Here is a 23,124-nt window from a genome sequence, read left to right on the forward strand (position 1 = left end):
CGACTCAGCTGACGAACTTGATGGTCAGCGGGTACGTGTACAGCTGACCCGCATTCGCCTTCATCGCGGCGATGATGCCGAAGACGATCGCGAGCACCCAAGCGGCGAGAAGGATGAGGAACCCGATCAGGATGAGCGTCAGGATGCTTCCGACCACGTAGACGATGAGCAGCGTGATCTGGAAGTTGAGGGCCGTCGCGGTGTGCTCGCGGATGAATGGACCCTTGTCCTTCAGCACCAGGTAGCCGATGAGGGCGGGCAGGAAGCCGAAGAGGATGCCGCCGATGTGGATCAGCGTCGCCCAGAGCTTCTCGTCGGCAGGGCTGAGGTATCCACCGGGAGCCTGGTACGGGTTCTGCGGCGGGGGAGGAGGAGGTGTTGCGTCGGACATGATGACTCCTTGTGGTCAGTCGTCGATGAGGCTGATTCTCCAGCGCGGACTGTCGAGGGCCCGGTGGGTGCACTGAAACGATAGCGCCACGCGTCCTGCAGCCATACGATCTGCCGCGAAGTGTCGACGCGAGACGGCCGCTCAGATCCGGCGCGCCGAGGTCAGTGCACCAGGCGCAGGGCGAACGGGTAGCGGTAGCTGCCGCCGTTGTTGACGCGCATCCCGCCGATGATCGAGAAGATCACGTCGACGATGACGAGTGCCCAGCCGATGATCTGGAAGAGCGGGCCGAGTACGATCCAGACCGGCCCCAGCCACCAGAACAGCGCTCCGAGGATGGTCGCCACGATCGCCCAGATGATGATCGCGCCGACCATGGTGATCTGGAAGTTCAGGGCCTCCCGGGCCTCATCACGGGTCAGGTGGCCGCGCTTACCGAGCACCAGGTAGATGATGAGCGCCGGCAGGATCGCCAGGACGGCTGCCCAGCTGTTGAAGAACCCGAGGATGGCGATGGCCCCTCCGAAGTGCGCGAACGAAGCCCACTGGCGGTCCTCGGTGGCCGAGAACGGCTCGTCCGGCGTGTGATCGGTGTCGCTCATGGCGAGAGGTCTCCTTGTGAGGCGGATGCGCGCGGCAGGCTCCGGTCGAGACAGATCCCGCAGCCCGTCGGGGTGCTGCTTCACGCTACTGGTTCGAAACTCCGCCCGGCAAACGACTGTTGCTCCGCGGTCGGGTAGAATTGGCACTCATACTTTACGAGTGCTAAACGCGGCGGCAGGGGGTGGACAGCAGATGGTGTCGGAACGTTCACTCGCCGTGCTCAGGGCCATCGTGCACGACTACGTCGCCTCACGTGAGCCCGTCGGTTCCAAGGCCATCGTCGAGCGACACTCCTTCGGCGTCTCGGCCGCGACCATCCGCAACGACATGGCGCTGCTCGAAGAGGAGGAGCTCATCGCGGCGCCGCACACCTCGTCCGGCCGCATCCCGACCGACAAGGGCTACCGCCTCTTCGTCGACAGGCTCACCGACGTCAAGCCGCTCTCCGCCGCTCAGCGCCACGCCATCGAGACCTTCCTGGGCGCATCCGCCGACTTCGACGACGTGCTCGGCCGCACGGTCCGTCTGCTGTCGCAGCTCACCCACCAGGTCGCCCTGGTGCAGTATCCGTCGCTCAGCCGGGCGCGGGTGCGGCACATCGAACTGGTCGGGCTCAGCGACACCCGACTGCTCTCGGTGCTCATCACCGACAATGGCCGGGTCGAGCAACGAGTCATCGAGTTCTCGACGCCGATCGACGAGCAGCAGCTCGCCGAGCTGCGCACCCGTCTGAACGGCGTTCTCGGCGGTCTCGCGATGACGGATGCCGCCGAGCGTCTCACCGGCCTCGTCGATGACGTCGCTCCCGACGCGCGGGCGCTGGCCACCGCGGTCGTGCATGCTCTCGGCGAGCAGGTGCTGGCGCACCGTCAGGACCGCCTGGTGATGGCCGGTGCCGCCAACCTGGTGCGCACCGAGAGCGATTTCTCCGGCAGCATCTTCCCGGTCATGGAGGCCATCGAGGAGCAGGTGGTGCTGCTGCGCCTGTTCGGAGAGATGGCAGCAGACCAGAACGCCGTCTCGGTGAGCATCGGCCGGGAGAACGAGTCGTTCGGGCTCGGCGAGACCTCGATCATGCTGAGCGGTTACTCGGCCTCGCAGGGCGACATCGCCAGCGTCGGCCTGCTCGGCCCCACCCGCATGGACTACTCGAACAACATGGCGGCGGTCCGCGCCGTCGCCCGCTACCTCTCGAAGCTCCTCGCCGAGGGCTGAGGGGCATCCCAGGAACATCTCACGAGGCCGAACAGCGGCGTTCGTGAGCGGAAAGGAATCGGCTGCCTGTGGCTGACCACTACGAAGTACTCGGCGTCTCCCGTGAGGCGACCAACGACGAGATCAAGAAGGCCTACCGGCGCCTTGCTCGCGAGCTGCACCCCGACGTGAATCCCGGAGCTGATGCATCCGAGCGGTTCAAGCTCGTCACCCACGCCTACGACGTGCTGAGCGACCCCAAACAGCGCCAGCAGTACGACCTCGGCGGTCAGGGTGGCTTCGGCGGAGCCGGCGGCGGCGACTTCGGAGGCTTCGGCGACATCTTCGAGACCTTCTTCGGCGGGGGCGGCAACAGCGGCCGCCGCGGCCCGCGATCGCGTCGCGAGCGCGGGCAGGACGCGCTGCTCCGCGTCGAGGTGGACCTCGACGAGATCATCTTCGGCACCCACCGGGAGATCGAGGTCGACACGGCGATCCTCTGCGAGACCTGCCAGGGCTCGTGCTGCCAGCCGGGTACGCACCCCGTCACCTGCGACATCTGCCACGGAACCGGCAGCATCCAGCGTGCCGTGCGCTCACTGCTCGGCAACGTGATGACCTCGAGCCCCTGCGGCACCTGCCGCGGCTATGGCACCGTCATCGCCTCGCCGTGCGTCACCTGCCAAGGTCAGGGCCGCGTGCGCGCCCGCCGTACGGTTCCCGTCGACATCCCAGCGGGCGTCGACACGGGTGTGCGCCTGCAGATGCCGGGCAGCGGCGAGGCCGGCCCGGCCGGCGGACCCAACGGCGACCTCTACCTCGAGATGAAGGTGCGCCACCACGACGTCTTCAGCCGCGACGGCGACGACCTGCTGTGCACGCTCGAGGTTCCGATGACGGATGCGATCCTCGGGGCGACGACGACGGTGCACGCCCTCGACGGCGACGTCGAGGTCGAACTGAAGCCCGGCGTGCAGAGCGCCGAGATCATCACAGTGCGCGACCGCGGCGTCACCAAGCTCCGCGGCAACGGACGAGGCGACCTCAAGATCGGCGTGCAGGTCGTGACGCCGATGAAGTTGAGCGGCAAGGAGCGCGACCTCATCACCCAGTTCGCGAACTCGCACAAGGCGCCCAAGCCGGCGCTGACCCACTTCCAGCAGGGCCTGTTCGCCAAGCTGCGCGACCGCTTCCTCGGCTGATCGGGGCATAGTGAGCTCGCTCTACCTGCGTGACGACCTCGAGCCCGACGCCGTCGACGACTCCGTGACCATCACGGGCGCCGAGGCGCGGCACGCCGTCACGGTCGGTCGCACGCGGGTCGGCGAGACGCTCTCGATCGGCAACGGTCGCGGTCTCATCGTCACAGGGGAGGTCACCTCCGCGGCCCCGGGTGAGCTCAGGATCTCGGCCGATCGGGTGCAGCGCGTCGACGCCGCCTCGCCCCGCCTCGTGCTCGTGCAGGCCCTCGCGAAGGGCGACCGCGACGAGCTCGCCGTGCAGGCCGCGACAGAGCTCGGCGTCGACGCCGTCATCCCGTGGGCTGCCTCCCGCTCGATCTCGCGGTGGGACGCCGCGAAGGCCGCGAAGGGTCGCGACCGGTGGGCGACGATCGCCCGCGAGGCCACCAAGCAGTCCATTCGTCCGTGGGCGACCGAGGTGCGTGAACTCTCGACCACGAAACACCTCGCCACCCTGGCGGCATCCGTGCGGATGCTGTTGCTGGAGCCCACCGCCGAGCTGGCCCTCACCGAGATCGATCTCGAGACGAGCGCGCAGCACCCGGCCGATGCCGACATCGTGATCATCGTCGGTCCGGAGGGCGGGATCGCTCCGGCCGAGCTCGAGACGCTGTGCGCCGCCGGCGCACAGGCCGTCCGGCTCGGGGCATCCGTCCTCCGCACCTCGACGGCTGGCCCTGCCGCCCTCGCGGTGCTGAACGCCCGCCTCGGCCGCTGGTAGGTCCGCCCGGGGAGCCCCGGCCCCTGCGGTGCTCCGCCCGCAGACCTTAAGATGGAACCATGGCCGAACCGAGCATCTTCACCCGCATCATCGCGCGCGAGATCCCCGCGACGATCGTGCTGGAGACCGACCGGGTGATCGCCTTCAACGACATCGCCCCGCAGGCTCCTGTGCACTTCATCGTCACGCCGAAGACCGAGCAGTACCGCGACGTCGTCGAACTCGCCGCCGGCGACCCCGGGCTGCTCGCAGAACTCGTGGCGACGGCACGCCGGTTGGCCGACGAGCACGCCAACGGCGACTTCAGGCTCGTGTTCAACACGGGGGCGGATGCCGGTCAGACGGTGTTCCACGTCCACGCGCACGTGCTGGCCGGCTCCGGCTCAGCCGGCGGCCTCGGGGAGGGCACCGTTGGCTCCGACTGACACCGACGGCGGCGGAACGCCGTTCGGGGAAGCCCACCTGCACGTCGACGGCATCGCCATGGTGCGCCTGCTCGGCCCGCAGGACCGCCTGCTCACCACCATCGAACGGCAGTACCCCGTCGTGAACGTGCACGTGCGTGGAAACGAGATCTCACTGAGCGGACCGGCGAATGACGTCGAGGCAGTCCGCCGACTCATCGAGGAGCTGCAGCAGATGGTGCGGAACGGTCAGAACCTCAGCCCGGTCGAGGTCACCACCTCGGCCCGCATCCTCGACGCCGACGCCTCGTCAAGCCCGTCCGACCTGCTCGGGCAGGCGATCCTGCAGACCCGCGGACGCAGCATCCGTCCGAAGACCCTCGGACAGAAGCAGTACGTCGACGCCATCGACGAGAACACGATCGTGTTCGGCATCGGCCCGGCCGGAACAGGGAAGACCTACCTCGCGATGGCCAAGGCCGTGCAGGCGCTGCAGCGCAAGGAGGTCAACCGGATCATCCTGACGCGCCCGGCCGTCGAGGCTGGAGAGCGTCTCGGCTTCCTGCCCGGCAGCCTGACCGACAAGATCGACCCGTACCTGCGCCCGCTCTACGACGCCCTCAACGAGATGATGGACCCCGAGCTGGTTCCCAAGCTGCTGGCCGCGGGCACCGTCGAGGTCGCCCCTCTCGCGTACATGCGCGGACGGACGCTGAACGACTCCTTCGTCATCCTCGACGAGGCGCAGAACACCACGCCCGAGCAGATGAAGATGTTCCTCACCCGCCTCGGCTTCGGCTCGAAGATGGTCGTCACCGGCGACATCACCCAGGTCGACCTCCCCGCAGGATCGTCGGGCCTGCGCATCGTCACCCGCATCCTCGACGACATCGACGAGATCCACTTCGCCCGCCTCACCAGCGACGACGTCGTGCGTCACACCCTGGTCGGCCGCATCGTCGACGCATACAGCGAGTTCGACGAGAAGAAGCAGGCGCAGCGCTTCGAGCGCGAGCAGGCTGCCGAGTTCGCGAACCGGGCCGAACGCCGCGGCTCAGCCCCCAGAGACCACAAGCCGCCGCGCGCGAGCCGCTAGAACGAGACGAGTGAGAACACCGTGAGCATCGAGATCAACAACGAGTCGGCGATCCAGGTCGACGAGGTCGCCCTCCAGCGGCTCGCCGTCTACGCCCTCGATGCGCTGCACGTGCACGCCGATGCCGACCTCGCCATCGTGCTCGTCGACGAGGGTGCCATGGAGCAGCTGCACGTGCAGTGGATGGACGAGCCCGGACCCACCGACGTGCTCAGCTTCCCGATGGACGAGCTGCGGCCGGGCACCGAGGAGAACCCGGCACCCGCCGGCCTGCTCGGCGACATCGTGCTCTGCCCGCAGGTCGCCCAGTCGCAGGCCGAGACGGCCGGGCACGGGCTCACAGACGAACTGCAGCTGCTCACCACGCACGGCATCCTGCACCTCCTGGGCTTCGATCACGCGGAGCCCGACGAGGAGAAGGAGATGTTCGGCGTGCAGCGCGACATCCTCGTCGGCTTCGCCCTGCAGGAGCGCCGCGGCTGATCGCATGATCTGGTTCTTCATCATCGCCGCGTTCGCCCTCGTGGCGTTCGGCGGCCTCATGGCCGCTGTCGACTCCGCTCTGTCGTCGCTGTCCCGTGCCGACGTCGCCGAGCTCGCCGAGGGCTCGCGATCCGAGCGGTCGTTGCGCGCCATCGCCGAGGACACCGGCGCCCACGTGAACGCTGTCAACTTCGTGCGCATCGTGTCCGAGACCACGGCCGCCGTGCTCGTGACCCTGGCGTTCGCGTTCACCATCGAGAACGTCTGGCTCGCCCTGCTGCTGTCGGCACTCATCATGACGGCCATCTCCTTCGTGCTCGTCGGCTCCAGCCCGCGCAGTGTGGGACGCGCCAACGCGAAGACGGTGCTGCGTCTGTCGGCGCCCGTGGTTCACCTTGTCCGCGTCGTTCTCGGCCCCGTCGCCAGCGCTCTCGTCGCCCTGGGTAACCGCGTCACTCCCGGGCGGGCGAGACTCGTCACGTTCTCCTCGGAACAGCAGCTGCTCAGCATGGTCGACGAGGCCACCGAGCTCGACGTCCTCGAGGAGGACGACCGCGAGCTCATCCACTCGATCTTCGCTTTCGGCGACACCGTCATCCGCGAGGTGATGATCCCGCGCACAGACATGGTGACCATAGACGGCACGGCCGACCTCAGCACGGGCATGGGGCTCTTCCTCAGCACCGGTGTCTCCCGCATCCCGGTGATGGCCGATGACGTCGACGACATCGTCGGCATCCTCTACCTGCGCGACGTGGCCAAGTTGAGCCACGAGCGCCCGATCGACGCCGAGGGCATCAGCGTGGCTGAACTCGCCCGGCCCGCGCTTTTCGTGCCCGAGTCGAAGAAGGCCGACGACACGCTGCGCCAGATGCAGACCGAGTCGAATCACCTCGCCATGGTGGTCGACGAGTACGGCGGCATCGCCGGTCTCGTCACCCTGGAGGACCTCATCGAGGAGCTCGTGGGCGACATCTCCGACGAGTACGACCGCGAGGTCGTCGAGATCGAGGACCTGGGCGACGAGCGCTACCGTGTTGCAGCGCGCCTCCCCGTCGACGAGCTCGGCGACATATTCGGCCTCGAACTCGACGACGACGACGTCGACTCCGTCGGGGGCCTGCTGGCCAAGGCGTTGGGCCGTCTGCCGGTTCCCGGGTCGGTGGCATCCGTCAGCGGACTCGTTCTCACGGCCGACCGCAGCGAGGGTCGGCGCAAGCGCATCAGTACAGTGATCGTTGAGCGCGATCAGGCGCTCATCGAAGTCCAGGCGTCGTTCGCTCCGGATGCCGCAGAGCAAGGAGTACGCCATGACCGAGAATGACTACCGCGCGGGATTCGTCTCGTTCGTCGGGCGCCCCAACGTGGGCAAGTCGACGCTGACGAATGCGCTGGTCGGCCAGAAGGTCGCCATCACCAGCTCGAAGCCGCAGACCACTCGCCGTGCCATTCGGGGTATCGTGCATCGCCCGAACGGCCAGTTGATCCTCGTCGACACCCCGGGCATCCACCGTCCGCGAACCCTGCTCGGGGAGCGCCTCAACAGCCTGGTCACCTCGACCCTCGGCGACGTCGACGTGATCGGCATGTGCTTCCCGGCGGACGAGCCCATCGGTCCCGGTGACAAGTTCATCAACGAGCAGCTCGACAGCTTTCCCCGCGCCAAGAAGGTCGCCATCGTCACCAAGGTCGACGTGGCCTCGAAGCAGAAGGTGGCGGCCCAGCTTCTCAAGGTCAGCGAGCTGCGCGAGTGGGATTCCGTCATCCCGCTCTCCGCCGTGAGCGGCGAGCAGCTCGACATCCTCACGGCCGAACTCCTGAAGCTGCTGCCTCTCTCGGAGCAGCCGCTCTATCCGGAGGAGGCCGTCACCGACGAAGGCCTCGAGGACCGCGTGGCCGAGTTCATCCGCGAGGCGGCCCTCGAAGGCGTCAGCGACGAACTGCCGCACTCGATCGCCGTCACCATCGACGACATCGTGCAGCGGGAGGACAAGGACCTCGTCGAGATCTACGCCAACCTCTTCGTCGAACGCGACAGCCAGAAGGGCATCATCATCGGCAAGGGTGGTTCGAGGCTCGCGGATGTCGGGACTCGGGCGCGCGCCCAGATCGAACCCCTCGTCGGTTCCAAGGTGTTCCTGTCGCTCCGCGTCAAGGTGGCCAAGGAGTGGCAGCGCGACCCGAAGCAGCTCGGCAAGCTCGGCTTCTGATGACGAGCCCCGACCCGGTGCCGGTCCTCCCGGGCCGAACCCCCGGGGACGGGCTGATCCGCAGGCTGCCCGGCCGCAGCCTCGCCTTCGATCTGAGCGCGGCGGTGATCCTGTTCCTGCCCGCCTTCACCGTGCACAACGCGCAGGGTGTCGCCTCCACCGTGGCGCTCGTCGTACTCTGTCTGGCGCTGGCCATCCGACGCGTGTCGCCCGGGCTCGCTCTCGCCGTCGCATGGCTGGGTGCCATCGTGCAGCTCGCGACCGTCAGCGACCCCGGTGCCGGTGACATCGCCATTCTCGGCGTGCTGTATGCGACGGCGGCCTACGGAAGCAGGTTGGTGCGCTGGCTCGGTCTCGCCTCGGCCGTGCTCGGTGCCGTGGTGGCCACGGTGTACCTCGTGTTCCTCCAGCCGCAGTGGCGTGCCGACCCCACGATCGTCGAGCCGACGGTTGACGGTTCCCGGGCGTTCATCCTCGTGCTCTTCCTCGGCGTCTCAGCGCTCGCGCTGCTGGGCCTGTCGTGGACCCTCGGCACCCTCGTGCGCACGACGCGTGCGTCACGGGCGGCCAGGGTCGAGGCGCGCATCGCAGACGAGCGCTCCCGTTACGAGGTCGCCGTCGAGCAGGAGCGCACCCGCATCGCGCGCGACATGCACGACGTCGTGGCCCACTCGCTCGCCGTCGTCATCGCCCAGGCCGACGGCGCGCGCTATGCGGCATCCGTCGGCCCCGAGTCCCGAGACCTGCAATCAGCCGCCCTCGCGACCATCGCCGGCACCGCGCGCACGGCCCTCGGCGATGTGCGCCTGCTCCTGGCCGAGCTGCGCCATGACGGCTCGGACTCCCCGCAGCCGAGGCTCGACGACATCGACGCGCTCGTCGAGCAACTGCGTGCGACGGGCATGACGATCGAGGTGGTTCCCTCGGGCGAGCCCCGCGCGCTCGGCGCCGGACACGAGATCGCGGCCTACCGCATCGTGCAGGAGGCCCTCACGAACGCCCTGCGCCACGGCGAGCCCGACACCCCGGTGAGGCTCGACCTCGCCTGGCGCGACGATGCTCTGAGCATCCGAGTGCAGAACGTGGTGCGAGCGGATGCCGCCCTGCAGGCCGGCGCCTCCTTCGGGCACGGGCTGCCCGGCATGCAGGAGCGCGCGGCACTTGCGGGCGGCACGCTATCGGCCGGTCGCAGCGAGACCGACCCCAGCCGCTTCCTCGTCGAGGCGAGCATCCCGGTGCCGGCACGAGAGGTGGCGTCGTGACCGCTCGAATCCGCGTGGCCCTGGTCGATGACCAGGCCCTCTTCCGCGCCGGCATCCGCATGCTCATCTCATCGCAGCCCGACCTCGAGTTCGTGGGCGAGGCGGCGAACGGACGCGAGGCGATCCTTCTCGCGGTCTCGGCTCGACCCGACGTCATGCTCATGGACATCCGCATGCCCGAGCTCGACGGCATCCAGGCGACTGCGGAGATCGTTCAGGCGGCCGCGGATGCCGCCGGATCCGGCCCGCGCATCATCGTGCTCACGACCTTCGACCTCGACGAGAGCGCTGCTCGCGCCATCAGAGCCGGTGCCAGCGGCTTCGTCCTCAAGGACGCCGATCCCGAGTTCCTCCTCGCGGCCATCCGCACGGTGCACGCGGGCAACGCCGTGATCGCGGCCTCCGCCACCAGACGGTTGTTCGAGGAGTTCCGTGCGGCTCCGGATGCCGTTCCCCAGCCGATGGCGTTCGCCGAGCTCACCCCGCGCGAGCGGGAGATCTTCCTCCTCGCGGCGAGGGGACTGAGCAACGCCGAGATCGCCGCGGCGGAGTTCCTCAGCGAGGCTACGGTGAAGACCCACGTCTCGCGCATCCTCACGAAGCTTTCGCTCCGCGACAGGGTGCAGCTGGTCGTCTACGCCTACGAGAACGCCCTGGTCGACTGAGGCCCCACTCCTGCACCCGCTCGCTGAGGACCGGACGAAGTCCGCGTTCGAAGCGCACCCGACCCGACGAACATCATCCTTCCGATGTACACCGGATGCTCCCTGCGCCTGATTCGCCGCCCTCTCCGCGTCCGTAGCGTCGGAGACATGCAGATCCAGACCTCAGACCTCGGGCTCGTCGCCCGCGTCGCACGCCTCAGCAAGTCCTTCGGCTCGGGAGCCGGCACAGTCACAGCCCTCGACGACGTGTCCATCGGCATCCGTCGCGGAGAGTTCACCGCCATCATGGGCCCCAGCGGGTCGGGCAAGTCGACCCTCATGCACCTCATGGCCGGCCTCGACTCGCCGACCTCCGGCGAGGTGTGGCTCGGCGACACCGAGATCTCGCAGCTCGGCGACAGCCAGCTCACCCTGCTGCGCCGTCGCCGGGTCGGTTTCGTCTTCCAGTCGTTCAACCTCGTGCCGACTCTCGACGTGCGGGCCAACGTCATGCTGCCATTCGAACTCGACGGGCGCCGCCCGACGGCAGACGAGAAGGAGTGGATCGAGCGGCTCTACGAGTCGCTGGGACTGCAGTCGCGTCTCACCCACCGTCCGCACGAGCTGTCAGGGGGCCAGCAGCAGCGCGTTGCCATCGCGCGTGCCCTCGCCACGAGGCCCGACCTGGTCTTCGCCGACGAGCCGACGGGCAGCCTCGACTCCCGCACCGGCCGTGAGGTGCTCACCCTCCTCGCCACGGCCGCCCGCGAGTACGGCCAGAGCATCGCGATGGTCACCCACGATCCTCTGGCCGCCAGTCACGCCGACCGCATCCTGTTCCTCGCGGACGGCCGCGTCGTCGATGACCGCCCCGGCGCCTCGGCCGAGGAGATCTCGCGCATCATGCTCGGGATGGAGGCAGCGGCATGAGTGCCAACGCCGCCCGCCTGACCGGTCGCCCGCGCGACCACGTCTCCAGCATCGTCGTCGCATCGTTGAGCGCCACCTTCGGTGTCGTCCTCCTCGAGGCGACCGGGCTCATCACCACTGTCGTCGACTCCTCGGGCATGACCGAGGGATCGACCACTGTGCGCGCCATCCTCACCGTCGTCACGTCGGTCTTCACCCTGATCGCGGTCTACGTCGGCGCCATCGTCACAGCGAACACCTTCTCGACGATCATCGCCGGCCGCGTGCGCGAGATCGCGCTGCTCCGCCTCATCGGCGCGCAGGCGAAGACGGTGCGACGCAGTGTCGCGACAGAGGGCCTCATCGTCGGCCTGCTCGGCTCCGTGCTCGGCCTCGCCCTCGGGGTCCTGATCGCAGTGGTCACCGTCGTGATCGGCATGGCACAGGGCTGGCTCCCCGAGTTGGAGTACTTCTTCCTCGACCCGGTGATTCTGCTGCCCGTCGGTGTCGTCGCCATGACCACGTGGGCGGCCGCCTGGGTCGGCTCCCGCAAGGTGACAGCGGTGACCCCGCTGGCCGCCACCGGTGCCTCCGTCGAGGCCACCCGCGAGGAGGCCGTGAGGCGAACCGGCCGCAATGTCGCCGCGATCGTCCTGTTCGTCATCGGCCTCGGCCTGGTGGCACTGGGAGTGATCGTCGGCCTCGTCTCGGTCTTCGGCCTGATCATCGCGTTCTTCGGGGGAGTGTTCTCCTTCACGGGCATCATCGTCGGCGCGCACATCATCATGCCGCCGGTCCTGACCCTGGTCGGGCGGATGCTGGGGTCGCGTCCTCCAGCGCGACTCGCGGCCGAGAACGCCGTGCGCTTCCCCGACCGTTCCTCGCGCGCCACCATCGGTCTCGTGATCGGCGTGACACTGGTCACGATGTTCGCCGTAGCCATGCAGAGCTATCGCGACATGATCGTCACCCAGTTCGCCGACGACCCGATGGCCCTGGCAGCGATCGACCAGACCCTCACCGTCACGACCGCGATCTTCACAGGCCTGGTCGGTTTCTCGGCCGTCATCGCAGCCATCGGCATGATCAACAACCTCTCGCTCAGCGTGCTTCAGCGGACCCGCGAACTCGGCCTCCTGCGTGCCCTCGGCTTCACAGGTCGTCAGGTGCGCTCGATGATCGTCGCCGAGAGCGCTCAGATGACCGTCGCAGCCATCGGCCTCGGTGTTGTGCTCGGCGTCTTCTACGGCTGGGCCGCGGCTCAGTCGATGCTGGGCTCGATCGTCCACGGCATCGCCGCGCCGTCGCTCCCATGGGCGATCATCGGCATCACCGTGCTCGCGGGCATCGTGCTCACGCTGGCGGCATCCGTCGCCCCGGCCCGTCGGGCCACCACGGTCTCGCCCGTCGTCGCCCTGGCGGTCGACTGAGGCGAATGAGCTCGACCGTTGGGGGGCCACCGGTCGGGACGGGCAGGGGCGGCGCTGAAGCCGCCCCTGCCTCACGTCGGGCTCATGCACGGCTCGAGGCGCAGCCGAGGTCACGGCAGCGTTGCGATAGCGACGAAGCATCCGTCACACAGACGACTCGGATGCTAACCTGAAGATGTGTTCCACGGCTTCCTTCTTCTTAGCTGCCGCGACGAGTCCTAACTCAGGCCTCCCTCGTCGCGGAGTTCGTCGTCGGCTGACACCCATCGCGAAGAGATCGAGAAGACCATGAAGAACACCCAGACCGCATCCAGCATGCCGGTCCACCGCTACACCGCCTATCACGAACAGTTCCGCGTCGAACTGCCCGATCGAACCTGGCCGAGCAAGCGCGTCGAGAAGGCCCCGCGCTGGTGCGCGGTCGATCTCCGCGACGGCAACCAGGCCCTCATCGATCCGATGAGCCCCGAGCGCAAGCGCGTCATGTTCGACCTGCTGGTCGGCATGGGCTACAAGGAGATCGAGGTGGGTTTCCCGAGCGCCAGCCAGACCGACTTCGACTTCGTGCGCAGCCTCATCGAGGAGAACGCGATCCCCGATGACGTCACCATCCAGGTGCTGACGCAGGCGCGTGAGCACCTCATCCGTCGCACTTACGAGTCGATCGCCGGCGCCAAGCAGGCCATCGTGCACCTCTACAACTCGACCAGCATCCTGCAGCGAGACGTCGTGTTCCGCACCGACAAGCAGGGCATCATCGACATCGCCCTGAACGGCGCGCGCCTCTGCAGGCAGATGGAGTCGCTGGTTCCGGGCACGACGGTCTACTACGAGTACTCGCCCGAGAGCTATACGGGCACGGAGCTCGAGTTCGCCCTCGACATCTGCAACCAGGTGCTCGACGTCTTCGAGCCGACGCCTGAGCGCAAGGTCATCATCAACCTGCCGTCGACGGTCGAGATGGCCAGCCCCAACATCTACGCAGACTCCATCGAGTGGATGAGCCGCCGCCTCAACCACCGTGAGAACGTGCTGCTCTCGCTGCACCCGCACAATGACCGCGGCACGGCCATCGCCGCCGCCGAGCTCGGCTACCTGGCCGGAGCCGATCGCATCGAGGGCTGCCTCTTCGGCAACGGAGAGCGCACGGGCAACGTCGACCTGGTCGCGCTCGGCATCAACCTGTTCACGCAGGGCATCGACCCGCAGATCGACTTCTCCGACCTCGACGAGGTCAAGCGCACAGCCGAGTACTGCAACCAGCTGCCCGTGCACGAGCGCAGCCCCTGGGCAGGCGACCTCGTCTACACGGCATTCAGCGGATCGCACCAGGACGCCATCAAGAAGGGCTTCGAGGCGATGGAGGCTGATGCCGCCGAGCGCGGTGTCACGGTCGACCAGCTGAAGTGGGCCGTTCCCTACCTGCCCGTCGACCCGAAGGACCTGGGCCGCACCTACGAGGCCGTCATCCGTGTCAACTCGCAGTCGGGCAAGGGCGGCGTCGCCTACCTGCTGAAGAACGACCACGCGCTCGACCTGCCGCGTCGCCTGCAGATCGAGTTCAGCGGTGTCGTCCAGACGAAGACGGATGCCGAGGGCGGCGAGGTGTCTAGCGACGACATCTGGCGTGCCTTCCGCGACGAGTACCTGCCGGCGCCCGCCGATCACCCCGAGGAGAAGTGGGGGCGCTTCGAGCTGCTGTCGGTGCGCTCGGCGAGCGAGCTCGACGGCTCCGTCGCGCTCACCGTCGGGCTGCGCGACGGCGACGAGCGCGTCACCATCGAGGGCAACGGCAACGGTCCCGTCGACGCCTTCCTCGACGTGCTGCGCCGCAACGGCGCCGACGTGCGCGTTCTCGACTACTCGGAGCACGCGCTCGGCTCCGGCGGCAACGCCCACGCAGCGGCGTACGTCGAATGCGTCGTCGAGGGCGTCACGCTCTGGGGTGTCGGTATCGACGGTGACATCTCGACCGCCAGCCTCAAGGCCGTCATCTCGGCCGTGAACCGCGCCATCCGAGTGCGTCAGGGCGACCTCGTCGGAACGTCGGCGGTCTGAGCCGCGAAGCGCACCTGAGCTCTCCGCTCGCTGAGGCCCGCGCGCAGCGCGCGGTCGAAGCGCTCCTCGCAGCGCTTCGACCGCGGACTCCGTCCGGGCCTCAGCGATCGGTTGGAGCTACCCCCGCCGCCACCGCATCCAGCTGCCGATGGCGCGCTGCTCCGGCAGGCTCCAGCCGAATCGCACAGCCAGCAGGCGGATGAGCGTCGTCACCGCCACGCAGGCGATCCCGGCGATGGTGATGTCGATCTCGGCCGCGGCGAGCGCGACCAGCAGGATCGTGCCAGCCCCGGCCGCCACGGCGTAGAGCGACCCGACGTGCATGAGCGCGATCGGGAGGTTCAGCATCATGTCGCGCAGGATCGATCCGCCGACGGCCGCCACGACGCCGACGAAGACCGCGGGCACGACGGGCACCCCGAACGAGAGTGCCTTCGTTGTCCCGATCGCGCCGAACAGGCCGATCGTGACCGCGTCGAGCGCGATGATCAGGGGGTTGAGGCGTGCGAATGCGCGCTGGAGCAGCATGCCGATGATCGCGGCGACTGTCGCGACGATGAGGTACCAGTTGTTCTGGATGAGGGCGAGGGGAACGTTCAGCAGCAGGTCGCGCAGCAGACCACCGCCGAGGCCGACGACAACGCCGATGATCGTGACGCCGAGCAGGTCGATGCGGTGTTCCTTCAGGCGGCCCGAGAACATCGCTCCCTGGATGGCTCCGATTGCGACTGCAGTCAGGTCGAGCCAGAGGGGGATGATGAAGAGAGCCGTGTGCACCCGTCATGTATATCAACTGACTCGGCCCGCCCGGCGCGATGTCATGCCGGGGCAGTGGGATGATCGATGGGTGCCTGTCTACCGTGATGAAGCCGTCGTGCTGCGCACCCACAAACTGGGTGAAGCCGACCGCATCGTCACCATGCTCACGCGTCAGCACGGCAAAGTGCGCGCCGTCGCCAAGGGCGTGCGACGCACGGCCTCGAAGTTCGGCGCCAGGCTCGAACCGTTCATGGTCGCCGACGTGCAGCTCTGGGAGGGTCGCACCCTCGACGTGATCACCCAGGCCGAGTCGCTCGGTTCCTACGGCACCCTCATCACCGACGACTACGGCAGCTATACGGCCGCCTCGGTCATGGTGGAGACGGCCGATCGGGTCACGGAGTCCGAGGGTTCGCTGCAGCAGTACCTCCTTTTGGTCGGTGCCCTGCGTTCACTCTCCCGCCGGGAGCACGCGCCGACGCTCACCCTCGACTCCTACCTGCTGCGCGCCCTGTCGGTCGCCGGCTGGGCGCCCACCTTCACCGACTGCGCCCGCTGCGCCACGGTCGGTCCGCACCACTCCATCGTCGTGCAACTCGGTGGCGTCGTCTGCGACTCCTGCGCTCCTCCCGGAGCCCCGAAGGTGGATGCCGCGACGATCGGCCTCCTCGGCGCCCTCGTCGAGGGCGACTGGCCCACGGCGGAAGCGGCATCCGAGTCGACCAGATCCAAAGCCAGCGGCATCGTGGCCGCCTACGCCCAGTGGCACCTCGAGCGCGGGCTGCGCTCACTGCCGCACGTCTCCCGGGAGAGTTCGTGAGTCCCAAGCCGTACACGCACAAGGATGCCGTTCCCTACGTTCCCATCGACTGGACCGGCCTCTACCCGCCCGAGCTGCCGAGGAAGGCTGTGCCAGAGCACGTCGCCATCGTCATGGACGGCAACGGACGCTGGGCCAACCAGCGCGGCCTCACCCGCATCGAGGGCCACAAGGCGGGCGAGGTGGCGCTGCTCGACGTCGTCGCTGGCGCCCTGCAGATCGGGGTGAAGCACCTCAGCGTCTACGCCTTCTCCACAGAGAACTGGAAGCGCTCGCCCGAGGAGGTGCGCTTCCTCATGGGATACAACCGGGACGTGCTCCACCGGCGCCGCGACCAGCTCAACGAGTGGGGCGTCCGCATCCGTTGGGCTGGTCGCAAGCCGCGGCTGTGGAAGAGCGTCATCGAGGAGTTGCAGTTCGCCGAGCAGATGACTGCCGGCAACAACGAGCTCACGCTGACCATGTGCGTCAACTACGGCGGACGCAATGAGATCACGGATGCCGTGCGCTCGATCGCCGACGACGTGGCCGCCGGTCGCATCCGTCCGTCCGCGGTGTCGGAGAAGCTCATCGCGAAGCGGCTCTACAACCCGGAGATGCCCGACGTCGACCTGTTCGTGCGCAGCTCGGGGGAGCAGCGCACGTCGAACTTCCTGCTGTGGCAGTCGGCCTATGCGGAGATGGTCTTCCTCGACACGCTCTGGCCCGATTTCGGTCGCACCGAGCTCTGGAAGGCCATCGAGCTCTACGCCTCGCGCAACCGGCGTTTCGGCGGAGCCGTCGACGCCCCGTCCGCCACGACGCCGGCTTCCTGAGGCCGGGCGAAGCCCGCCATCATCGCCCCGGGCCGCGCCGGGCCGTGCGAGTCAGCGGAGTTCAGCGTCGATTCAGGCCGCGATCGCACTCTCCGGCGTGATTCCCACCACCAACTCCGCTGACTCGCACCTGCCGGAGCCCGCTTCCGGGAATACGGATGCCGCCTCCCCAGTTGCCGTCAGGGTGAGTGAACCCATCAAGATCGACATCTGGTCCGACATCGCGTGCCCGTGGTGCTACATCGGCAAGCGCAACCTCGAAGGCGGCATCGCGGCTCTCGGAGCCGACGGCCCCGACGTCGAGGTGGAGTACCACTCCTTCGAACTCTCGCCAGACACCCCGGCCGACTTCGTGGGCTCGACCACCGAGTACCTCGCCAACGCCAAGGGCATGCCCGTCGAGCAGGTCGAGGCCATGCTCGAGCACGTCACCGGCATCGCCGCGAAGGCCGGGCTCGACTACCACTTCGACGAGGTCAAGCACACGAAGACCCTCAAGGCCCACGAGCTGCTGCACTTCGCGAAGGCTCATGGCAAGCAGCTCGAACTGACCGAACGCCTGCTCAAGGCGTACTTCGAGGAGGGCGGCTACGTGAACCGCACCGACGACCTGGTCGCCTTCGCGGTCGAGGTCGGCCTCGACGCCGATGCCGCCCGCGCCGCCCTCGAGAACGACAGCTTCGCCGGCGATGTGCAGGCCGACATCGACCAGGCCCGCGCCTACGGCATCAACGGCGTCCCGTTCTTCGTGATCGACGGCAGGTACGGCGTGTCGGGCGCACAGCCCTCCGAGGTCTTCACGCACGCGATCCAGCAGGTCGCCGGCGAGCGCGAGCAGGTCGGCGCATGAGCGACGACACGGCTGCTCCAGGCACGACGCTCGCCGCCCCTGTGATGAAGCCCCTGCTCCTGACTCTGGCGACGGATGCCGCGGCTCCAGTCTGCGAAGGCGACAGCTGCTCCTTCTGACCTTCGGCCCACCTTCCGCGCAGGGGCCCATGCTCGATCACGGCCCGTGCGCGGAAGGTGGGCCGATGCGTTCGTGAGACGAGCTACTCCGGGTCGGTGATGTCCGCGACCTGCGCGCCGTACGCCGCGATCAACGCATCGGCGTCGACGAAGGCACTGTGACCGTGCGCTCCGGCGCCCATCGCCACGCGCGCGCCGACGATCGAGACGTCGGCGACCACCGGCCACTCGTGACGCGAGCCCAGCGGCGTGATGGTGCCGCGCTCGTAGCCCGTCGCCGCCAATGCGCGGTCGGCATCCGGCATCTGCAGCTTGTTGACCCCGAGCAGGGCGCGCAGCTTCGGCCAGGAGATCTTCCGCCCGCCGGGAACCAACGCGAACACGTAGGTGTCGTCGCTGCGCTTGACCACCAAGGTCTTCACGATGTCGAGCGGCCTGATGCCCATCAGCTCTGCAGCCTCGGTGAGGCTCGCCGCAGCAGGACGCTCGATGATCTCGATGGCGAGTCCTCGAGCAGCGGCATCCGCCGACACCCGTGCCGTTCCCTCGAGGCCGTCGAATCGGATCTCTTCACCCATCAGTACCCCGCAGTTCGAGAAGCAGTCGTCATCTGGGAGAATAGAGCCACATGTCTTCCACAACCACTCTCACGCAGGCGCCCTTGAAGATCGGGCCGCTCGAACTCGACGTCCCCGTCGTGCTCGCACCGATGGCGGGCATCACCAACACGGCGTTCCGCCGCCTCTGCCGCGAGTTCGGCGCCGGCCTCTACGTCAGCGAGATGATCACGAGCCGCGCGCTCGTCGAGCGCACCCCAGAGTCGATGCGACTCATCACGCACCACGAGAGCGAGACCACCCGCTCCATCCAGCTGTACGGCGTCGACCCCAAGACAGTCTCCGAGGCTGTCACCATGCTCGTCGCCGAGGATCGCGCCGACCACATCGACCTGAATTTCGGCTGCCCCGTGCCCAAGGTCACGCGCAAGGGCGGGGGAGCGGCGCTGCCCTGGAAGCTCGGGCTGTTCCGCCAGATCGTCGAGGGCGCCGTGAAGGCGGCCGGCGACGTCCCGCTCACCATCAAGATGCGCAAGGGCATCGACTCCGACCACCTCACCTACCTCGAGGCCGCCCGGGCCGCCGAGGGAGCCGGTGTCGCGTCCATCGCTCTGCACGCACGCACCGCCGCCGAGTTCTACTCGGGCCACGCGGACTGGTCGGCCATCGAGAAGCTGAAGAACACCATCACCGGCACCCCGGTGCTCGGCAACGGCGACATCTGGTCCGCCGATGACGCTCTCCGCATGGTGCGCGAGACCGGCTGCGACGGTGTCGTCGTGGGCCGCGGATGCCTCGGTCGGCCGTGGCTCTTCGGTGATCTCGCGGCGGCCTTCCGCGGCGAGTCCGTGTCGTTCCAGCCCACGCTCGGCCAGGTCGCCGAGACCTTCCGCCGGCACGCCGAGCTGCTCGTCGACTTCTTCGAAGACGAGGACCGCGGCTGCCGCGACATCCGCAAGCATGTCGCCTGGTACTTCAAGGGCTACCCCGTCGGAGGCGAGCTGCGTGCGCGCATGGCCACGGTGGAGTCCCTGCAGATGCTGGACGATCTGCTCGGAACACTCGACTGGGACCAGCCGTACCCGGGCGAGGGTGCCGAGGGACCGCGCGGTCGTGCGGGCACCCCGAAGAGCCCGTCGCTGCCGCAGGGCTGGCTCGACTCGCGGGAACTCGCCGGCGCCGAGCGCACCACGCTCAACGACGCCGAACTGGACACGAGTGGCGGCTGAGCCGGGCACCGGCGACTACGGCGTGCGAGACGCCGAGCGCTGGCTGCCCGAAGACCACTCGACGCGTCGCAGCGACTTCGCCCGCGACCGCGCCCGTCTGCTGCACTCGAGCGCCCTTCGCCGGCTCGCCGCCAAGACCCAGGTCCTGAGCCCCACTGCCGGCCTCGACTTCGCCCGCAACAGGCTCACGCACTCGCTCGAGGTCGCCCAGGTGGGCCGCGAGCTCGCCACCAGCCTGTCGCTCGACCCCGACGTCGTCGACACGGCCTGCCTCGCCCACGACCTCGGCCACCCGCCCTTCGGACACAACGGCGAGCGCGCGCTCAACTCCTGGGCCCGCGACATCGGCGGCTTCGAGGGCAACGCGCAGACCCTGCGCCTGCTCAGTCGTCTCGAGCCCAAGGTGTTCGGCGACGACGGCCGCAGCTACGGCCTCAACCTCACGCGCGCCAGTCTGGACGCGAGTTGCAAGTACCCGTGGCCGGAGGAGACCAGCGTCACCGACCCCAGCGGCCGCCACAAGTTCGGCTTCTACAGCGACGACATCGACGTCTTCACCTGGTTGCGAGCCGACGCCCCCGACAGGCGCCTCTGCATCGAGGCGCAGGTCATGGACCTCTCCGACGACATCGCCTACTCGGTGCACGACTTCGAGGACGCCGTGGTGAACGGCTTCATCGACATCCCGGCCCTCGCCAGTCGCTCGGAACACGACGCACTCGTCGACTCCATGTACGAATGGATCGGCGGCGAGTACAGCCACGACGAGCTCATGGGCGCCTTCGATCGTCTCGAGGAGATCCCGCTCTGGATCGACACCTGGGACGGCACCCGCCGCGACCAGGCGCGTCTGAAGAACCTCACCAGCGAACTCATCGGCCGTTTCGCCCATGCCGCGACCGAGGCGACCCGGCAGGCCGCCCCGCAGGCCGTGCTGGCCCGCTTCGGCGCTGATGTCGTCGTACCGCGCTCGGTCAAGACCGAGATCGCCGTGCTCAAGGGCATCGTCGCCGCCTTCGTGATGTCGAAGAACACCCGTCAGCCCATCTACAAGCAGCAGCGTCAGGTGCTGAAGTCCCTCGCCGACGTGCTGTGGCAGGCCGGCGACGAGCTCCTCGACGTGGGGTTTGCGGGCGATTGGCAGGCGGCATCCGACGACGCGGCACGCAAGCGCGTCATCGTCGATCAGGTCGCGAGCCTCACCGACCAGTCGGCCCTCGCCTGGTACGAGCGGCTCGTGCAGAACTGAGCCGGCCGCGGGCTGCACAGCACCCCAGGTGCCGCCCGCAGCGTGCATCCCCAACCCCGAGCTGGGGGACGGATGCCGCGCCGCCCGCCCGTAGGATTGAGGGATGGCCGGCCGCATCCGTCAAGGAGACATCGATGAGGTCAAGTCCCGTACCAACATCGCCGACGTCGTGGGCGACTACGTCTCGCTGAAGTCGGCCGGCGTCGGCTCGATGAAGGGCCTCTGCCCGTTCCATGACGAGCGCAGCCCCAGTTTCCACGTGCGTCCGCAGGTCGGTTTCTACCACTGCTTCGGATGCGGCGAATCCGGCGACGTCATCTCGTTCCTGCAGCGCATGGACCACGTCACCTTCGCCGACGCCATCGAGCGTCTCGCTGCCCGCATCGGCTTCGAGCTGCACTACGAGGACGGCGGCGCGACTCCCGATCAGGGGAACCGCGCCCGCCTCCTCGCCGCGAACTCCGCGGCGGCCGAGTTCTTCGTCGACCAGCTGCGCACGGGCGGAGCGGAACCCGGTCGGCGCTTCCTGGGCGAGCGCGGCTTCGACGCCAACGCCGCCGCCCACTTCGGCGTTGGCTTCGCCCCCAAGAGCTGGGACGAGCTGACCAAGCACCTGCGCAGTCGCGGCTACAAGGACGACGAGCTCGCCGCAGCAGGACTCGTCTCCAGCGGCGATCGGGGCATCTACGATCGCTTCCGCGGCCGGCTGGTCTGGCCCATCCGCGACATCACCGGCCAGACAGTGGGCTTCGGCGCCCGCAAGCTGCTCGACGACGACCCCGGCCCCAAGTACCTCAACACCCCCGAGACTCCCGTCTACCATAAGGCCCAGGTGCTCTACGGGCTCGACCTCGCCAAGCGCGACATCTCCCGAGCCCGCCAGATCGTCGTGGTCGAGGGCTACACCGACGTCATGGCCTGTCATCTCGCCGGCGTCACGACGGCGGTCGCCACCTGTGGCACGGCGTTCGGAGTCGACCACATCAAGGTCGTGCGCCGTGTGCTCGGCGACGACTCCGTAGGGGGAGAGGTCATCTTCACCTTCGATCCGGATGCCGCGGGCCAGAAGGCCGCCATGCGCGCGTTCTCCGAGGAGCAGCGTTTCGCGGCGCAGACCTACGTGGCCGTCGCACCCGACGGCCTCGACCCGTGCGACCTGCGCATCCACCGCGGTGATGACGCCGTGCGCCGTCTCGTCGACGAGAAGCGTCCGATGTTCGAGTTCGTCATCAAGAACCAGCTCGCCCAATACGACCTCGAGACCGTCGAGGGTCGCGCCGCCGGCCTGCGGGCGGCCGCCCCGGTCGTCGCCGACATCCGCGACGCGGCCCTGCGCCCCGGGTACACCCGCGAGCTCGCCCGCATGCTCGGAGCTGAGCTCGGCGACGTGCAGCGAGCCGTCTCCGGCGCGTCCTCGGGACCGGCCGCCCGTGGGCGCCGCGAGATCCGCGAACCCGCCGCAGCACCGCTCCGCGAGGGCGAGACGGCTCCCGTCGTCGAGCAGCGTCCGTACTCGATCACCGAGTTGCCCGGCGACCCCGCCACGCGCCTCGAGCGCGACGCCGTCATGGCCATGCTGCAGCATCCGACCCTCGTCGGCGTCGATCTCATTCGACGGGCTACGCAGACCGGATTCTCGAACGCGTCGCTCGGCGTCGTGCGCGACGGCATAGCCTCCACCGTCGACACCATCGAGCAGCCCGACTGGCTCGGCCGCGTCGTCACCGAGGTACCGGAACCATTGCGCGACTTCGTGCAGCAGCTGGCCGTCGCCCCCATCCCCGAGCGCAGCGAGCGCGAACTCGCCGGATATGCGCGGGGAGTGGCGCTGTCGCTGATCGACCGCGACCTGCTGCGCCGCAAGAGCGAGCTTCTCGGGCGCCTCCAGCGCACCGATGCGACCGACCGCGAGACCTACACCGCACTCCAGCGCGGCCTGGTGCAACTCGAGGCCGAACGACGGGCTCTGCGCGAGGAATGACCTCGACGCGCACCATCCGTCGCGCGGTCGACCATCGACGCAACATGATTGCAGCTCTGTAACCTTTGGGCGCAGAAGGTGCCCTGAAACACATTCGTG

Annotated in this window: 24 protein-coding genes; 20 read left to right on the top strand and 4 right to left on the bottom strand. The window is 68.4% G+C overall.

From position 1 onward, the window contains the following. Nucleotides 1–4: 4 nt before the first annotated feature. Nucleotides 5–391 (bottom strand): DUF4870 domain-containing protein, encoded by a 387-nt coding sequence (locus AADV74_RS04120; protein WP_342112103.1) that lies wholly within the window; start codon nucleotides 389–391, stop codon nucleotides 5–7. Nucleotides 392–552: 161 nt separating this feature from the next. Then, the gene (locus AADV74_RS04125) at nucleotides 553–993 is read right to left on the bottom strand and encodes a DUF4870 domain-containing protein (RefSeq protein WP_342112105.1); all 441 of its coding nucleotides are present in this window, start codon (nucleotides 991–993) and stop codon (nucleotides 553–555) included. Nucleotides 994–1,186: 193 nt separating this feature from the next. Here AADV74_RS04125 and hrcA point away from each other — a divergent pair, with 193 nt between their 5' ends. The 13 genes from hrcA to leuA all read left to right on the top strand — a co-directional run bounded on the left by hrcA (nucleotide 1,187) and on the right by leuA (nucleotide 14,646). Further along, a complete protein-coding gene (gene hrcA, locus AADV74_RS04130) occupies nucleotides 1,187–2,209 on the top strand; it encodes a heat-inducible transcriptional repressor HrcA (protein ID WP_342112107.1) in 1,023 nt (340 codons plus the stop codon). Between the two features lie 68 nt (nucleotides 2,210–2,277). After that, a complete protein-coding gene (dnaJ, locus tag AADV74_RS04135; RefSeq protein ID WP_342112109.1) occupies nucleotides 2,278–3,390 on the top strand; it encodes a molecular chaperone DnaJ in 1,113 nt (370 codons plus the stop codon). A gap of 10 nt (nucleotides 3,391–3,400) precedes the next feature. Beyond that, nucleotides 3,401–4,150 (top strand): 16S rRNA (uracil(1498)-N(3))-methyltransferase, encoded by a 750-nt coding sequence (locus AADV74_RS04140; RefSeq protein ID WP_342112110.1) that lies wholly within the window; start codon nucleotides 3,401–3,403, stop codon nucleotides 4,148–4,150. Between the two features lie 59 nt (nucleotides 4,151–4,209). Then, nucleotides 4,210–4,575, top strand: coding sequence for an HIT domain-containing protein (locus tag AADV74_RS04145; protein ID WP_342112112.1), 366 nt, complete (start codon nucleotides 4,210–4,212; stop codon nucleotides 4,573–4,575). A gap of 58 nt (nucleotides 4,576–4,633) precedes the next feature. After that, a complete protein-coding gene (locus tag AADV74_RS04150; RefSeq protein ID WP_342113095.1) occupies nucleotides 4,634–5,650 on the top strand; it encodes a PhoH family protein in 1,017 nt (338 codons plus the stop codon). A gap of 21 nt (nucleotides 5,651–5,671) precedes the next feature. Continuing rightward, the gene (ybeY, locus tag AADV74_RS04155; RefSeq protein ID WP_056162498.1) at nucleotides 5,672–6,133 is read left to right on the top strand and encodes an rRNA maturation RNase YbeY; all 462 of its coding nucleotides are present in this window, start codon (nucleotides 5,672–5,674) and stop codon (nucleotides 6,131–6,133) included. A gap of 4 nt (nucleotides 6,134–6,137) precedes the next feature. Beyond that, nucleotides 6,138–7,457 carry a hemolysin family protein gene (locus AADV74_RS04160; RefSeq protein WP_342112115.1) on the top strand — a complete coding sequence of 440 codons (1,320 nt, stop codon included), beginning with the start codon at nucleotides 6,138–6,140 and terminating at the stop codon, nucleotides 7,455–7,457. Further along, the gene (gene era / locus AADV74_RS04165; protein ID WP_342112116.1) at nucleotides 7,444–8,343 is read left to right on the top strand and encodes a GTPase Era; all 900 of its coding nucleotides are present in this window, start codon (nucleotides 7,444–7,446) and stop codon (nucleotides 8,341–8,343) included. The genes AADV74_RS04160 and era overlap by 14 nt, the downstream gene beginning before the upstream one ends. Then, nucleotides 8,343–9,605 carry a sensor histidine kinase gene (locus AADV74_RS04170; protein ID WP_342112118.1) on the top strand — a complete coding sequence of 421 codons (1,263 nt, stop codon included), beginning with the start codon at nucleotides 8,343–8,345 and terminating at the stop codon, nucleotides 9,603–9,605. The genes era and AADV74_RS04170 overlap by 1 nt, the downstream gene beginning before the upstream one ends. Then, on the top strand, nucleotides 9,602–10,270 hold the full coding sequence (locus AADV74_RS04175; protein WP_342112120.1) for a response regulator: 669 nt from the start codon (nucleotides 9,602–9,604) through the stop codon (nucleotides 10,268–10,270). The genes AADV74_RS04170 and AADV74_RS04175 overlap by 4 nt, the downstream gene beginning before the upstream one ends. 147 nt (nucleotides 10,271–10,417) lie before the next feature. Continuing rightward, on the top strand, nucleotides 10,418–11,179 hold the full coding sequence (locus tag AADV74_RS04180) for an ABC transporter ATP-binding protein (RefSeq protein WP_342112122.1): 762 nt from the start codon (nucleotides 10,418–10,420) through the stop codon (nucleotides 11,177–11,179). Beyond that, complete coding sequence (locus AADV74_RS04185) at nucleotides 11,176–12,588, top strand: FtsX-like permease family protein (protein WP_342112124.1); 1,413 nt, start codon at nucleotides 11,176–11,178, stop codon at nucleotides 12,586–12,588. The genes AADV74_RS04180 and AADV74_RS04185 overlap by 4 nt, the downstream gene beginning before the upstream one ends. 288 nt (nucleotides 12,589–12,876) lie before the next feature. Continuing rightward, nucleotides 12,877–14,646, top strand: a complete 1,770-nt coding sequence (gene leuA / locus AADV74_RS04190) for a 2-isopropylmalate synthase (RefSeq protein WP_342112126.1) — start codon at nucleotides 12,877–12,879, stop codon at nucleotides 14,644–14,646. Between the two features lie 117 nt (nucleotides 14,647–14,763). Here leuA and AADV74_RS04195 read toward each other — a convergent pair whose 3' ends face one another. Next, nucleotides 14,764–15,423, bottom strand: coding sequence for a trimeric intracellular cation channel family protein (locus AADV74_RS04195; protein ID WP_342112127.1), 660 nt, complete (start codon nucleotides 15,421–15,423; stop codon nucleotides 14,764–14,766). 70 nt (nucleotides 15,424–15,493) lie between these two features. Between AADV74_RS04195 and recO the strand changes: the two genes are divergently transcribed. The 4 genes from recO to AADV74_RS04215 all read left to right on the top strand — a co-directional run bounded on the left by recO (nucleotide 15,494) and on the right by AADV74_RS04215 (nucleotide 18,009). Then, nucleotides 15,494–16,225 (top strand): DNA repair protein RecO, encoded by a 732-nt coding sequence (gene recO, locus AADV74_RS04200; RefSeq protein ID WP_342112129.1) that lies wholly within the window; start codon nucleotides 15,494–15,496, stop codon nucleotides 16,223–16,225. After that, entirely contained in the window at nucleotides 16,222–17,040 is an 819-nt protein-coding gene (locus AADV74_RS04205) for an isoprenyl transferase (RefSeq protein ID WP_342112131.1), read from the top strand. Before recO ends, AADV74_RS04205 begins: the two co-directional genes overlap by 4 nt. Before the next feature lie 184 nt (nucleotides 17,041–17,224). Beyond that, nucleotides 17,225–17,890: a DsbA family oxidoreductase gene (locus AADV74_RS04210; RefSeq protein WP_342113096.1), complete on the top strand. Its 666-nt coding sequence runs from the start codon at nucleotides 17,225–17,227 to the stop codon at nucleotides 17,888–17,890. Beyond that, nucleotides 17,887–18,009: a hypothetical protein gene (locus AADV74_RS04215; protein WP_342112133.1), complete on the top strand. Its 123-nt coding sequence runs from the start codon at nucleotides 17,887–17,889 to the stop codon at nucleotides 18,007–18,009. Before AADV74_RS04210 ends, AADV74_RS04215 begins: the two co-directional genes overlap by 4 nt. Nucleotides 18,010–18,092: 83 nt before the next feature. Here the strand turns inward: AADV74_RS04215 and AADV74_RS04220 are convergent, their stop codons facing one another. Continuing rightward, nucleotides 18,093–18,587, bottom strand: coding sequence for an aminoacyl-tRNA deacylase (locus AADV74_RS04220; protein WP_342112135.1), 495 nt, complete (start codon nucleotides 18,585–18,587; stop codon nucleotides 18,093–18,095). A 50-nt stretch (nucleotides 18,588–18,637) separates the two neighbouring features. Here AADV74_RS04220 and dusB point away from each other — a divergent pair, with 50 nt between their 5' ends. The 3 genes from dusB to dnaG all read left to right on the top strand — a co-directional run bounded on the left by dusB (nucleotide 18,638) and on the right by dnaG (nucleotide 23,025). Next, nucleotides 18,638–19,795: a tRNA dihydrouridine synthase DusB gene (gene dusB / locus AADV74_RS04225; protein ID WP_342112137.1), complete on the top strand. Its 1,158-nt coding sequence runs from the start codon at nucleotides 18,638–18,640 to the stop codon at nucleotides 19,793–19,795. Next, the gene (locus AADV74_RS04230; protein WP_342112138.1) at nucleotides 19,785–21,044 is read left to right on the top strand and encodes a deoxyguanosinetriphosphate triphosphohydrolase; all 1,260 of its coding nucleotides are present in this window, start codon (nucleotides 19,785–19,787) and stop codon (nucleotides 21,042–21,044) included. Before dusB ends, AADV74_RS04230 begins: the two co-directional genes overlap by 11 nt. A gap of 103 nt (nucleotides 21,045–21,147) precedes the next feature. After that, complete coding sequence (dnaG, locus tag AADV74_RS04235) at nucleotides 21,148–23,025, top strand: DNA primase (RefSeq protein ID WP_342112140.1); 1,878 nt, start codon at nucleotides 21,148–21,150, stop codon at nucleotides 23,023–23,025. The last annotated feature ends 99 nt before the right edge of the window (nucleotides 23,026–23,124 follow it).

It is taken from the genome of Leifsonia stereocauli (genome assembly GCF_038432415.1).
Taxonomy (GTDB): Bacteria; Actinomycetota; Actinomycetes; order Actinomycetales; family Microbacteriaceae; genus Orlajensenia; species Orlajensenia stereocauli.